Origin of the sequence: Paraburkholderia sp. MPAMCS5, assembly GCF_036016995.1 — a bacterium.
Classification (GTDB): Bacteria; Pseudomonadota; Gammaproteobacteria; order Burkholderiales; family Burkholderiaceae; genus Paraburkholderia.
This window is the reverse complement of the sequence record NZ_JAYXBK010000001.1, coordinates 489,449-501,938: the sequence shown is the minus strand read 5'-3', so window position 1 is coordinate 501,938 and position 12,490 is coordinate 489,449. Positions and strand designations below refer to the sequence as shown.

12 protein-coding genes are annotated in these 12,490 nt (G+C 65.2%); 4 read left to right on the top strand and 8 right to left on the bottom strand.

The features are described 5' to 3' along the window. Positions 1 to 18 precede the first annotated feature (18 nt). The 3 genes from VOM14_RS02365 (at position 19) to VOM14_RS02355 (ending at position 2,275) form a co-directional block, all read left to right on the top strand. Positions 19 to 528, top strand: a complete 510-nt coding sequence (locus VOM14_RS02365; protein ID WP_327627049.1) for a thioesterase family protein — start codon at positions 19 to 21, stop codon at positions 526 to 528. Further along, positions 521 to 1,477, top strand: a complete 957-nt coding sequence (locus VOM14_RS02360) for an alpha/beta hydrolase (protein ID WP_327627048.1) — start codon at positions 521 to 523, stop codon at positions 1,475 to 1,477. Before VOM14_RS02365 ends, VOM14_RS02360 begins: the two co-directional genes overlap by 8 nt. Before the next feature lie 300 nt (positions 1,478 to 1,777). Then, on the top strand, positions 1,778 to 2,275 hold the full coding sequence (locus VOM14_RS02355; protein ID WP_327627047.1) for an acyl-CoA thioesterase: 498 nt from the start codon (positions 1,778 to 1,780) through the stop codon (positions 2,273 to 2,275). Between the two features lie 37 nt (positions 2,276 to 2,312). Here VOM14_RS02355 and VOM14_RS02350 read toward each other — a convergent pair whose 3' ends face one another. The 8 genes from VOM14_RS02350 to VOM14_RS02315 form a co-directional block, all read right to left on the bottom strand. Next, a complete protein-coding gene (locus tag VOM14_RS02350) occupies positions 2,313 to 3,740 on the bottom strand; it encodes a sensor histidine kinase (protein WP_327627046.1) in 1,428 nt (475 codons plus the stop codon). Positions 3,741 to 3,763: 23 nt separating this feature from the next. Further along, positions 3,764 to 4,744 (bottom strand): response regulator, encoded by a 981-nt coding sequence (locus tag VOM14_RS02345; protein WP_327627045.1) that lies wholly within the window; start codon positions 4,742 to 4,744, stop codon positions 3,764 to 3,766. A gap of 290 nt (positions 4,745 to 5,034) precedes the next feature. Further along, positions 5,035 to 5,709, bottom strand: coding sequence for an HAD family hydrolase (locus tag VOM14_RS02340; RefSeq protein ID WP_327627044.1), 675 nt, complete (start codon positions 5,707 to 5,709; stop codon positions 5,035 to 5,037). A 58-nt stretch (positions 5,710 to 5,767) separates the two neighbouring features. Continuing rightward, positions 5,768 to 6,403: a DUF2894 domain-containing protein gene (locus VOM14_RS02335; RefSeq protein WP_327627043.1), complete on the bottom strand. Its 636-nt coding sequence runs from the start codon at positions 6,401 to 6,403 to the stop codon at positions 5,768 to 5,770. Next, positions 6,396 to 7,040 (bottom strand): OmpA family protein, encoded by a 645-nt coding sequence (locus VOM14_RS02330; protein ID WP_327627042.1) that lies wholly within the window; start codon positions 7,038 to 7,040, stop codon positions 6,396 to 6,398. The genes VOM14_RS02335 and VOM14_RS02330 overlap by 8 nt, the downstream gene beginning before the upstream one ends. Positions 7,041 to 7,045: 5 nt before the next feature. Beyond that, positions 7,046 to 9,490, bottom strand: a complete 2,445-nt coding sequence (locus tag VOM14_RS02325) for a DUF802 domain-containing protein (RefSeq protein ID WP_327627041.1) — start codon at positions 9,488 to 9,490, stop codon at positions 7,046 to 7,048. A 10-nt stretch (positions 9,491 to 9,500) separates the two neighbouring features. Next, positions 9,501 to 10,301 (bottom strand): DUF3348 domain-containing protein, encoded by an 801-nt coding sequence (locus VOM14_RS02320; protein WP_327627040.1) that lies wholly within the window; start codon positions 10,299 to 10,301, stop codon positions 9,501 to 9,503. A gap of 131 nt (positions 10,302 to 10,432) precedes the next feature. Beyond that, positions 10,433 to 11,080, bottom strand: coding sequence for a helix-turn-helix domain-containing protein (locus VOM14_RS02315; protein ID WP_327627039.1), 648 nt, complete (start codon positions 11,078 to 11,080; stop codon positions 10,433 to 10,435). 106 nt (positions 11,081 to 11,186) lie between these two features. Here VOM14_RS02315 and VOM14_RS02310 point away from each other — a divergent pair, with 106 nt between their 5' ends. Further along, complete coding sequence (locus tag VOM14_RS02310; protein ID WP_327627038.1) at positions 11,187 to 12,473, top strand: MFS transporter; 1,287 nt, start codon at positions 11,187 to 11,189, stop codon at positions 12,471 to 12,473. Positions 12,474 to 12,490: the final 17 nt, after the last annotated feature.

Here is a 12,490-nt window from a genome sequence, read left to right as displayed (position 1 = left end):
ACAAGGAGACCCCGCACCATGCCGCAAACCGTTTCACTGCCCTGCTATCGCGACACGGTGCGCGCCGAATGGGTCGACTACAACGGCCATTTGCGCGACGCGTTCTACATGCTGATCTTCAGCTTCGCAGCCGACGAACTGATCGACCTGATCGGTTTGCCCGACGCCGTGCGCAAGGAACGCAGCCGTTCGATCTACACGCTCGAAGCGCACATCAACTATCTGCATGAAATCAAGGAGGGCGCGCGCGTGCGTGTCGATATGCGCGTGCTCGCGCACGACGCGAAGCGGCTGCATCTCTATCTGGAGATGTTCGCCGGCGAAAGCGGCCAGCCGGTCGCCGCCGGCGAGCAGATGCTGCTTCATGTGGACACGAACGGTCCGTGCGCGGCTCCATTCGATGCCGACGTCGCCGCCCGCGTGCGCGATCTGGCCGACGCGCATGCCGCGCTGCCGGCGGCGGCGTACGCGGGCCGCATGATCGGCCTGCCGAAAGCCGTGCAACGAGGCCGGAGCCAACATGCTTGAGCCGCAGATGGCGGCCTTCATTGCACGCGCCGCCGCGATCTATCCGGGGCATACCACGTCGATGTCGCCGCGCGAGCAGCGCGAGGTCTACGACCGTTATGCGGCTGCGCTGACGCCGCCTTTACCGCCGGATGTCGTCACGCAGGACGCGCGCTTCCAGGCCGCGGCCGGCCATTCCATTGCATTGCGGCGCTATCGCAAGCGCGCAATGGGCGGCGCGACGCCGCGCGGCACCGTGCTGTATTTCCACGGCGGCGGCTTCGTGCTCGGATCGCTGGACAGTCATGCACTGATCACGGCGCGCCTCGCCACCGACACCGGTCTCGATGTGATCGCAGTCGACTACCGGCTCGCGCCCGAACACCGCGCACCGGCCGCGCACGACGACTGCCTGGAGATCGCGCTCGCCGCGCTGCATCGGCGGCTGCCCTTCGATTCGCCTGCCGCCGACTCGCTGCAACTGGCCGGCGACAGTGCCGGCGGCACGCTCGCGGCGAGTGTGGCGATGCGATTGCGCGACGCGGGCATCGAAGGAATAGGCGGACTCGCGCTGGTTTATCCGATGCTCGGCACCGACCCGCAGCCGCCCGCACGCGACACCGAAGCGCAGGCGCCCATGCTGACCCTCACCGATGTCCACGCGTTTCGCGACATGTACTGGGGCCACTCGGGTGGCCAGGCGCCCTATCCGGCATGGACCGTCCCACTCGACGTCACCCGTTATGACGGCCTGCCGCCCACACTCGCGATCGGCGCGGAACACGATCCGCTGAGAGACGACGCGCGCGTCTTCACCGAACGCCTTCAGGCTGCGGGCGGCAATGCGCGGCTGTGGGTCGGCACAGGACTCGTGCATGGCTGCTGGCGCGCCATCGAATCGAGCCCTGGCGTGCAAGCCATGCACGATGAACTGTGCCGCTTTCTTTCCACTCATGCCGGTGCGGCTTAAGCGGCGTATTTCCGCCTCTATTGCGCACATATTCCGCAGGCTTTCCCCGCATATTCCCACACGATTTATGCGGCTTTAATCGATCCGCCTGTCAATCGCCAATCGCAGTGACATGGACGCCCTGGGCTCCTGCCGGTTCTGTTCGCTGACCCACTGAATTAAAAAACCGCTGCATCAACACTGTCGTCGGACGCGTAAATAGCCACATAGTCCATTTCCCCAAGAGAATGGGATGTGCCTGCCGTATCGGCAAGCATGTGTGGCTGCCACAAGCAGCCGTTCCTGTAAAAGGAAAATCGTATGTTGATGCGAGAAGTGATCCCCAATGCTCTGAATCGTGGCAATGCTCATCTTTCAGAGAACCCGATGGCGATGCTTTCGCCAAAGACCTTTCAACACTCGTTCGACATCTATCTAAAAGACTCGAATGCCTTCATGAACACGTATTTCGCGCGCTATTTCGAATGGCAGGGCGTATGCCGCGAACGGTGGTTTCACGAGTGCATCCATGACGACCTGCTCGGCTCCGACGGCATGTTCGTGACCAAACGCGCGCACCAGGAATATGTGCATGAGACTTTCCCGTTCCAGCGGGTGGATTGCTATCTGAACACGGTGCAAGTCAGGCAATGCTCGGCCTATCTGCTGTTCCGTTTTTGCGTCGATGGGCGGCAAGTGTCGCAAGGCTATCAGCAGATTCTTTACGCCGGACGCGACCGGAAAATCCGGCGCTTTCCGGATGGAATCGTCGAGCGTGTGAAGGAGTATGAGTTGCCGTTGTCGGCGCTGGCGGAATAAAGCACAGCGTCCGAAGTAAAGGCATTAGCCCGAAGCTCTAACGCCGGCGCGCGGTGCGTGCCGGCGGCTTCGGCAAGGCTCTGTCGGCTGCCGTGCCGGGAAGCGGCAGCCGCACGGTGAAGGTGGTGTGCGCGCCGCGCATGGACGCGCAGTCGATGCTGCCGCCCAGCAACTCGGTCGCGCGGCGGCAAAAGGCAAGACCCATTCCCGCACCGCTGCCGTGGCGCTTGGTCGAGAAGAAGGCGTCGAAGATATGCGGCAGAACATCGGGCGCGATGCCCGGCCCGGTATCGCGGAACTGCAACACGCAGAAGTCCTGGTCTTCCAGCGCGCTGATCGTGATCTGCCCTTCGCCGCTCACGTGAATCGCGTGGAAGGCGTTTTTCAGCAAATTGAACAGCACGAAGACCACGACCGTGTCGGAGCCGGAAAAGCTCAACGCGGGATCGATCGGCATGACCGTGACGCGCTCGCGTTCGTCGCTGCGAAAGGGATAACGTTCGAGCGCCGAACTCACGCACTGCTGCACCGAATGCGCGCTGAAGCGGCTGCGGTCCAGGCGGTCGAGCGTGAATGAAGCGAGCGCCATTTCGACCATCGCGCTCGTGCCGGAGACTTCACGCCTGATCGCGGTGGCCAGTTGGCTGATGCGCTCGGATTGCCCCGAATGTTCGTCGTCGTAAAGACCGTGCGCGACGGCGAGGCGATAACCCTTGAACACATGACTCCAGACGCTCGCGATCTCGTCGGCGTGCATGCCGATGGTGGCAAGCGGCGTGGCGATTTCGTGCGCGATGGTGGCCGCGAGCGCATACGGATGAATCAGGTGATAGCGCACGATCGTGATGGCGAGAAGCCCGAGGCTCAACGCGATGAACAGCACGCCGGGCGGATAGAACGGATAGCCGTAGTTGACCGCGTAATCGACCGCTGCGAACGAATACAGGCCGAGCGCCGCGAGGCACAGATCGAGACGCCGGCGCGCCTGGCCGCCCGCATGCTTGCGCGCGCCGAGCAGAAGCTGGCCGCTGCGCGCGGCGAGCAACACCGTCTGCAACACATGAACCGGATGGAGCGGCCCCGCGACCGGATAGTAGCCGAAGAAATAATGCTGATAGCCGGCCACCACCTCATTGCCGGGCAGCAACGCGGCGAGCACGCAACACACACCGTACGACGCCAGCAAGACCGGCTGCTCGCGACGCCGCGCCGCGACTTCCGTCACGAAGTGATAGAACGTGGTGGGCAGAAACAGAATGAACAGATAGCCGATGCGAACCAGCCAGCCCGCGATGTGCGGGTCCTCCGTCTGGAACAGCAAGGTCCATGCGCCTTGCCATGCGAACGTCGCCGCGCACATCAAAAGAAATGGCGCCGAGAGCCGCGTCAGGCCTTGCGTGATGAGCACGTAAAGGCCGAATACGACGAACATCGCCGACACGAAAGCAGTTGGAATGGCGTACATGTGGCTCGGCGTGCCGGCAGACGTTAGCGTGTCCGGTTTGTCCGGTTACTGCGCCACTCCGCATACGTCAGCGGCTTGATGCCCGCCTCGACCACCTCGGACGACTCGATCGGGCTCCAGCAGTAGAAAGCGTCGCTCCATCCGGGAACGGGCAGCGGCTTCAGCATTCTGAATTCGACATTCGACCGGTAAGCGAGATGCGGCCAGAACAACGGCATGACGTCGCGCACCGCCATCTGTTTGAGCAGCTCGGCGGGGCCGCTTTCGTCCGCGACGATTTCGCCCTGCGAAATCCAGTCGTTCTCGGCCCACGCGACGAAAACACTCGGCCTCGCCTCGCGATCGAACATGAGAATCGCATTCTGCTCGGGCCGCCAGTAATACTCGACGATGCCTTTTTCCGCCACCAGTTCGTCGATCACCTTGCGCGTGCGCGGATCGCAATACGTCATGCCGTTCTCGCCCAGCGCGAGCCAGCCGGTTTCGGAGCAGTGGCGGCTCTTCGCGTCCTTGAGAAAGTGCACGAGGCGGTTCGCGGAATCGGCGTCGGTCTTGCGCAGATATAAATCGACAATGCCGGCGTTGAACGCCTTGACCGCGACGGTTTCGTCGGCGACGCCCGTCAGCAGAATTTTCGCGCAATGCAGGTTCGAAATGGACGACAGAAACTCGACGCCGCTCACGCCCGGCATGTCGTAATCCACGACGACCGCGGCCACTTCGGAGAAGCGCGAATCGCGCGCGAGCACATCGCGCTGCGGCGAGCTTTCGACAAAGCGCTCGAAACCCGTTTCGCTCAGGCACGCCGAACCGGGCGCAAACTCCAGCGAATTTTCGCGCGCGTGCTGGCGGATGAACGCGAGCCCCGTTTGCGGGCGCGAAAAAAACAGATTGGTGGAAACGTCCGGAAAGAAACGGCGCAGCGCGTCGAGGTAGTTGTCGTTGTCGTCGACGAAAACAACCGTGGTCGGGAAGGAAACGGGTGGTCTAATAAACTTGTTCATATTTTCACGTGGTTCGTCAGGCCGCCGCAGGGCGATCGCCGTGACAGGCTCGCAGGTGGTCGCATGCGCTCACGTGGAACATGGCGGCGCGCCGCAAGCTACGTACGCGCCGGCCTTGATAGCGCTGGTTGCCGGCCCGTTACCGTTGAGCCGTATAGTACAGGGCTCTTGGCATCAACAGTACAAACTTACGCTTGTTTGCGGCAACGCATGCGTCTTGAATAAAGCGAATAAGCGATGCGAAACATGGCGATGCGACCGCGTTCCTGGCGGCCGCGCGAATCCGGTCATTATGGCCGCGAGGCCACTTCGTCGAGGTGATCCAGCAGGCCTGCCGGATCGTCGTACACCCTGAGCGCGCCCGCGCGTTCGAGTTCTTCCGTGCCATAGCCGCCCGACAGCAAGCCCACGCCGAGCGCGCGGCAGCGACGCGCGGCCAGCATGTCCCAGATGCTGTCGCCGACCACGACCGAGTGCTCGATCTGAACGCCGAGGCGCTCAGCCGCCGCAATGAAAAGATCGGGATCGGGCTTCGCGTATTTGACGTCGTCGCGTGTGACGACGACGGCTTTCGACGGATCGACGCCCAGCGCTTCGAGATTGAGCGCCGCGGTTTCCATGCGCCCGCTGGTGGCCACGGCCCACGGCGTGCCGGCTTGCGTGAGCGCGTCGAGCAACGCGCGCGCGCCTGGCAGCGGACATACTTGCGCGCGCAACCTTTGATAAGCCGCCGCATGCGCGCGACGCAGCCGCTCGCTGCGCTCGGCATTGATCTCGCCGTGCGTCTCGCGCAAAAGCTGATTGGTGAAGAGGCCGCCGCTCATGCCGATCTTTCGATGAATCCGCCAGACCGACAGCGGAATGCCTTCGCTGTCGAGCGCTTCTTTCCAGGCCAGCACGTGCTGATACACACTGTCAACGAGTGTGCCGTCGAGATCGAACAGAAATGAGGTCTGGATTCGCATGGCGGGCTCCTTTCAATGGCAACGCCTACCAATATGCCACGGCCGACGCCGTCCGGCATCAGCGCGACTTGCCGCGCGAGCCTTTGCCGGCGCTCGCGGGGCGCGGCGCATCCTTGGCTGGCGGGGCGCCGGCGCTCAATTGCTCCATCCACGACAGCGCGTCGACATACGACAGAAACTGTTTCAGATAACCCGGCGACAACTCGCGCATCAACGAAAGCGAGCGGTGCACGAGGCTGCTCGAATTGAGCGGCCCGGCGTTATCGGGCGCCGGTTGCAGCGACTGGCGCACCTGCTTTTCGGTGCGCACTTTCGCCCACGTCGCCCGGAAATAGTCGAGCGCGGGAAGCTCGGGATAGGCGGGTTGCGCGCGTTCGTCCTGCCGGGACTCGCCGTGCAAATGGTCGACGAGTTGCGCGAGCGCGCCGCGCGAGGTCTCGACCTTGCATGCAGCAGGCATGGACGCCGCGCGTTCCAGATCGCGCGCATACGTTTCCAGCAGGCCGGCGAGCTTGTCGTCGAGCACGCGGCGCGCCTCGCCGGTGTGCGCGGCGGCGCGCCGCGCGAGGGCGTCGATGAAATGAAAGCGCAGCGGATCGAGACGATCGGCGCCGCGCTTGCGCCACGCGTCGAGCGTGGCGCGGGGCGCCTGGGTCACATCGGCGCTCACATCGCTGCTCACGCTTTTACTCACGAGGCTTCCTCGCCGCCGATTGCCTCGGAACCGGTGCGATTTCCACGCGCCGGTTGCGCGCGCGCCCTTGCTCGTCGGCATTCGAACTGACGGGCTGGCCCGAGCCGAATGCCGCCGCGAACACCGAAGGCGCCGGCACGCCCGCGTCGATCAGCGCACGCGTCACCGTCAGCGCCCGCTGCGCCGACAATTCCCAGTTGTCCGCGAATCGGCGGTTGCCTTCGCGCAGCCGCTGGTCGTCGGTGAAGCCGCTCACCATCAGGATTTCGTCGTTCGCGCGCAGATAGGCGGAGAGCGGCCCGGCGAGACTCTTCAACAGGTCGCGCCCTTGCGGCTGCAACTGGTCGGAATTCAGCGCGAACAGCACATTGCCGCTAATGCCGATGCGCCCGTTCACCAGCGTCACGCGGCCCGCCGCGAGCGGACCGGCGAGCGCCTGCTCCAGCGTCTTGCGGCGCTGCGTTTCGAGCTGGCGCTGTTTGACTTCCTGCTCCAGCTTGTTCGAGAGTTCGAGCTGCACGCCGATGACGGCCACCAGAATCAGCATGAACGCGCCGAGCAGCACGGACATCAGGTCGCCGAACGCTGCCCAGACCGGCGTGCCCGGCTCCACGCCGCCGTCGATGTCATCGCTCATGCCGCTCATGCCGCCGCGACTCCATCCGAAGCCCGCTGTGCCGCGAGCTGCTGCAAGTCTTCGACGATCTGCTTTTGCGACATCACGCTCAGATCCACCACTTCACGCGCCTGCGCCACGTAATAGGCAAGCTGTTCGTCGCTGCGCGCGAGCGACTTGTCGAGCGCGGCCTCGATGCGCTCCAGATGCGCGACGAGCTTGTCGTTGGATTCGCCGAAGATCTGCACGGCCGCGCCGAACGCCTCGCCGAGGCTCGCCACTTCGGCCGCGCCGCCGGTGATCTGCGCCGCGATCGTGCCGATTTTGCCGGCTTCGGCCTCGACCTTCTCCGTAAAGCGCGTGCCGACGCGCTCCAGCAAATCCGCCGACGTCGCAACCAGCGCATCCACCGCCACGCGCTGTTCCGTCGATGCATGATTCACGGCCCCCAGCAGCGTTTCGAGCGTCTCCAGCAAGCGGCTGCGTTCCTGCAGCATCGCGGTGTCGCGCACCATGCTGTCCGATAGCTTCTGGCGCAATTCCGCAACCACTTCGGCGGCCGCCTTCGGCGCCTCGGATGCCGCCTGCACGAGCCGCGAAATTTCGGCGATCGTCTCGCTGGCGTGCGTCCGCGTCTCAGCCGAGATGTCGCGCGCGGTCTGCGCGAGCGTCTCGCAAATTTCGCTCTGACGGCTCGCGGTGCGCTCGCCCGCCTGTTCCCACTCCTTGCCGAGCGCCGCCGCCGTCGAACCGAGCGTCGCGGTCCACGTCGCGAGGCGCTCTTCGGTGCGCTCGCCCGCCTGCTCCCATTCCTTGCCGAGCGCCGCTGCCGTCGAGCCGAGCGTCGCGGTCCACGTCGCGAGGCGCTCTTCGGTGCGCTCGCCCGCCTGCTCCCATTCCTTGCCGAGCGCCGCTGCCGTCGAACCGAGCGTCGCGGTCCACGTCGCGAGGCGCTCTTCGGTGCGCTCGCCCGCCTGCTCCCATTCCTTGCCGAGCGCCGCCGCCGTCGAACCGAGCGTCGCGGTCCACGTCGCGAGGCGCTCTTCGGTGCGCTCGCCCGCGTGCTCCCATTCCTTGCCGAGCGCGGCTGCCATCGCGGCCAGCGTTGCGGTCCACGCCGCCAGGCGCTCTTCGTCGCGCGCGGCCAACTGGCTCTGCAAGTCCGCGTGCGACTGGTCGACGGTGCGCAGCAACGACGCCGAATGCTGCTCGAAGCCCGCCGCCGCCGTGGCCAGCGCCTGTTCGTGGCGGCCCGCCAGCGTCTCGCCAGCTTGCTGCTGGCGCGACAGCGCCTCGTTCCATGCTTGCGACACGTTGCCCGCCGCGACTTCCAGCCGGGCTGAGACGCCGTCGAGCAAACCGGCGGAACGCTGCTCGAAGGTCTGCGCGAAGTGATCCAGCGACGCGCGCATCTGCTGTGTCAGTTCCTCGCTCGAACGCTGATGGCCGGCAAGCGCCTTGTTCCAGATGTCCGCAACGGTCGCGCTGGCCGACTCGAAGCCGCTCGACAAACCGTCGAGCTGCCGCTGCACGGCCTGCGAAACGCTGTCGTGCATGGCTGCGCTTTCGCGCGCGAGACCGGCCATGGTTGCCTGCATGACGGGTTCGAGCGCCGCGCCCGCCGCGCGCGTGCTGTCCGCGACGCTCTCCCTGAGCGATTGCTCGACCGATGCCGCGAGGCGCGTGTATGCGGCCTGCGCGTTGCCGTGAAAGGCTTCCTGGCTCGCGAGCTGCCTCTCGTTGAAGACGAGGCTGTGCTGCTCCATCGCGGCCATCATCGTTTGCAGACGATCGACCAGCGTCGGCATCAGATCCGCCTGGCGCTGCAGGAGCCGGAAGCCTTCTTCACGCTGATGCGCCTGCGAATAGACGCGCAAGCTCGTCGCGATCCTGACGTCGAGCGATTGCGCCGCGTCCACCCGCTCGCGGCGGCACAACGCGGAGAGCAGGCCGAGCATCGCCGACGTCGCCACGCCCGCAATCGAGGTGCCGAATGCGAAGCCGAGCCCCTTGACCGGCGCGGCGAGCGACGCGCGGATCGCCGCGAGATCGGTCGCGCTTTCGAGCGCCATGCCGGTGCCGCGCAGCGTGACGACCATGCCGAGCAGCGTCCCGAGCATGCCTAGCAGCACCAGCAAACCGACGAGGTACGGCGTGAGCGCGGGGCCCGGCAACGCCACGCGCTCGCCTTCGATCCGAAGACGCGCGGCATTGCGCAGGCTCGGATGCAGTTGCTCCAGCCAAGCACCGAGGCGCGGCGGCGGTTCCGACAGGCTCGCGACGGCGCGTGCGAGCGTCGACGTCGCCTCGCTGTAGCGCCGCAATTCGAGCGCGCCCGCGAGATAAAAGGCGCCGATCAGCAGCGTGACAGCCAGCGCGAGCCAGTTCGAACCCACATAGCCAGCGGCAATGCCGCCCACCGCGGCGAGACCTGCCGCGAACACAACGAGATCAATACGATATCTGGACATAGTGTCCCAGTTAGCGAGTACGAAGGGCGGCAAGCAGCCCTTCGACCGGTTGTAAACGAACATCCAGCTCGGCAAGCAACACGCTTTGCATGTCCTTGCGGAACACGTCCAGCCAGGCGCCGGATGCGCTCGGCTGGGCGGCGGCGGCGACGGCGACGGATTCAGCACCGGCTGCCATGCCGCTTTCCGCTTGCGCGGCATTGTCCGGCGGCGCTTCGGCGGCCTGCGCCGCGTCGCGCAAGCGCTCGAAATGCCCGGCGAGCAATCCCGGCACCGTGGCGAACAGATTCCGCTCGCGTTCGCCGAGCGCGCGCTCCATCACGGCGTCGAGCACCGCGAGACGGCCCATGGCGGGCGTTTTCGCGGCCAGCATCGCGCGCAGACGGCCACGCAGATTGCCGACCCCAGTCTCCATCGATTGCTGCATGGCCTGATAGCGCTGACGAAACAGCGCGTAGTCAGCCGGCGCGGCGGGCGTGTCCACGGACGCGCCGTGCGGCGCTCCATGCGGACCGCGCCGCCTCGTCGTCGCAAACGCGCTGTCGCCGGTAATGGTTTTCACCAGCGACGCGCGCACCCGCGCGCATTCCGCCTCTTCCGCGCTGCCGAACGCGCGTGCGCCCGCAGGCAGCGCCGGCGGCGCGCCGGTGAGCGCCGACGAGAGCGCGATCGCGTCCGTCCAGCCGAGCCACTGGCTCAGCCGGTCAGACAGCGATTGCCGGGATTCGGGAACGTCGACATCGACGAGACGCGCCAGCAGGCGGATAAGCGCCGGGCCGCTGAGCGCTGTGCGCTGGAGGGCTTGCAACATACCACCGAATGCAAAAAAGTCAGCAGTTTACACGCTGACGCAGGCGACGGCTTCCGCAGTCTGAAGATCGGCGGTTAATGCGGGTATTTCCGTGGGTCTTTCCAAGGTTGCTTCGGGCGTCGCACAGGCGCTCAAATCGTGCCGCCCGGCCGATGCCCGTCCGCATCGACGCAACACACGAGCGCATCGGCATCTTCCTCGCCGACGCTCAGATAGATGTGCCCGACCGAACTGTCGAAATACAGGCTGTCGCCCGGCATCAGCTTGAACGATTTGCCGTTTTCAAAGCGCAATTCGAGCTTGCCGCTCAGCAAAAACACGAATTCCTCGCCCGAATGCCGGATGTACTCGGGAAAGTCCGACATGGCGCGCGCGTGAACGTGCGCGCGCATCGGCACCATGCGTTTGCCGGTCAGATTGTTCGCGAGCATGCCGTACTCGTAGTTCGGCGTGTCGTAGATCGGCTGCTTGCCGGCCGGGGTGAACGACGGCTTCATCGCGCCGGCGGAAGTCTTGCGGCGCCGGCCAAAAATCGCGTCGAATTCGAGTTCCAGCGAATGCGCGAGCGCCGCGAACTTGTCATAAGTGAGCGCGATGTCGCCGCGCTCGGCCTTGGAGATCGTCGATATCGCAATGCCCGAGCGCTCGGACAATTCGGCGAGCGTGAGCCCGCGCGCCTTGCGCGCCTGCCGCAAATGCCCGCCCACCAGCTTGTGATCGAGCGAAGGCGGCGCTTCGGGCGCGGAGGCCTTCTGTTGTTCCGCTAGGACTTTGGCCATCTCGTCTGATTCCGCTTGCCTTGAAAATTTCTCGCATACGAGAAATTATTTTTTTCTCGTATATGATAACTCACGTCGCTTCCTCCTTTCCCGCGGAGACCGTATCGTGTCTACCCTAGCTCTCAGTAGGTCCGGTTTGACGAAGACCCGCGTCATCGCCGCCACGACCATCGGCACGGCGCTCGAGTTCTACGACTTCACGATCTACAGCTTTTTCGCAATTCAGATCGGGCAGTTGTTCTTTCCGGGCGCGTCGCCGGTCAACCAGTTTTTGCTGTCGATCGGCGTGTTCGGCGTCGGCTTCGTCGTCCGGCCGCTCGGCGGCGTGGTGATCGGCGCGTACGCGGACCGCGCGGGCCGCAAGAACGCGATGGTCCTCACCATCATGCTGATGGCCCTGAGCTGCGCGATGATCGCATGCGCGCCCACCTACGCGGTCGCGGGGTTCGCGGCGCCGGTGATCGTGCTCGTGGCGCGTCTGATTCAGGGCTTCGCGGCGGGCGGCGAGTTCGGACCGGGCACCACGCTGCTAGTCGAATACGCCACCGACAACACCCGCGCCTTCTTCGCCAGCTGGAACTTCGCGGCAACCGCAGCGGGCCTCGTGCTCGGCGCACTGGTGGCGACGCTCGTCAACGTGTCGCTGCCAAAGCAGGCGGTGCTCGAATGGGGCTGGCGGCTTCCGTTCGTGCTCGGCATCGTCGCCGCGCCGGCCGGCATGCTGATCCGTCGGCGGCTCGAAGAAACGCTGACCCGGCGCACGCCCGGCGAAGCCGCGCCGCGCGGCGCGCTGAAGGCCGCGCTCACCACGCATCTGAAGCTGACGATTCTCGGCACGTTCGCCGAGCTGGGCGGCTCGGTGTCCGTCTATATCACCGCGTTTTTCCTGCCGAGCCACGCGGTGCGCGCACTGCATCTTTCTCCCACGGCCGCGGTCGTCTCGGGTATCGTCAGTTCGCTGGCGCTCTTCGTCACCGCGCCGCTCGCGGGCATGCTCGCCGATCGCTTCACGCGCAAGCGCCTTCTCGTGATTTCCCGCGTGACGATGCTGTTGCTCGTCTATCCGGCGTTCGCGTTTCTGAGCGCGCATCCGTCGATGGCCGCGCTGTGCATCGTTTCCGCGCTGCTCGCCGTGTTCGTGTCCGGGCAGATCATCCCGGTGCTGGTGATGATTCCCGAGCTGTTCCCCAAGCATGTGCGCGCAACGGGAATCGCATTGACCTATGTTGTGAGCGCATCGTTCTTTGGCGGCTTCTCGCCGTTCATCGCAAGCTGGCTGGTCGCGCGCACCGGCAATCCGCTTGCGCCCGCGTGGTATGTCGCCGCTGCGTGCGCGATTTCCCTCGTGCCGGTCATCTGGCTGAAAGACCGTACGGGCGAAGCGCTCGCCTGATGAGAGGAAGCAATGAA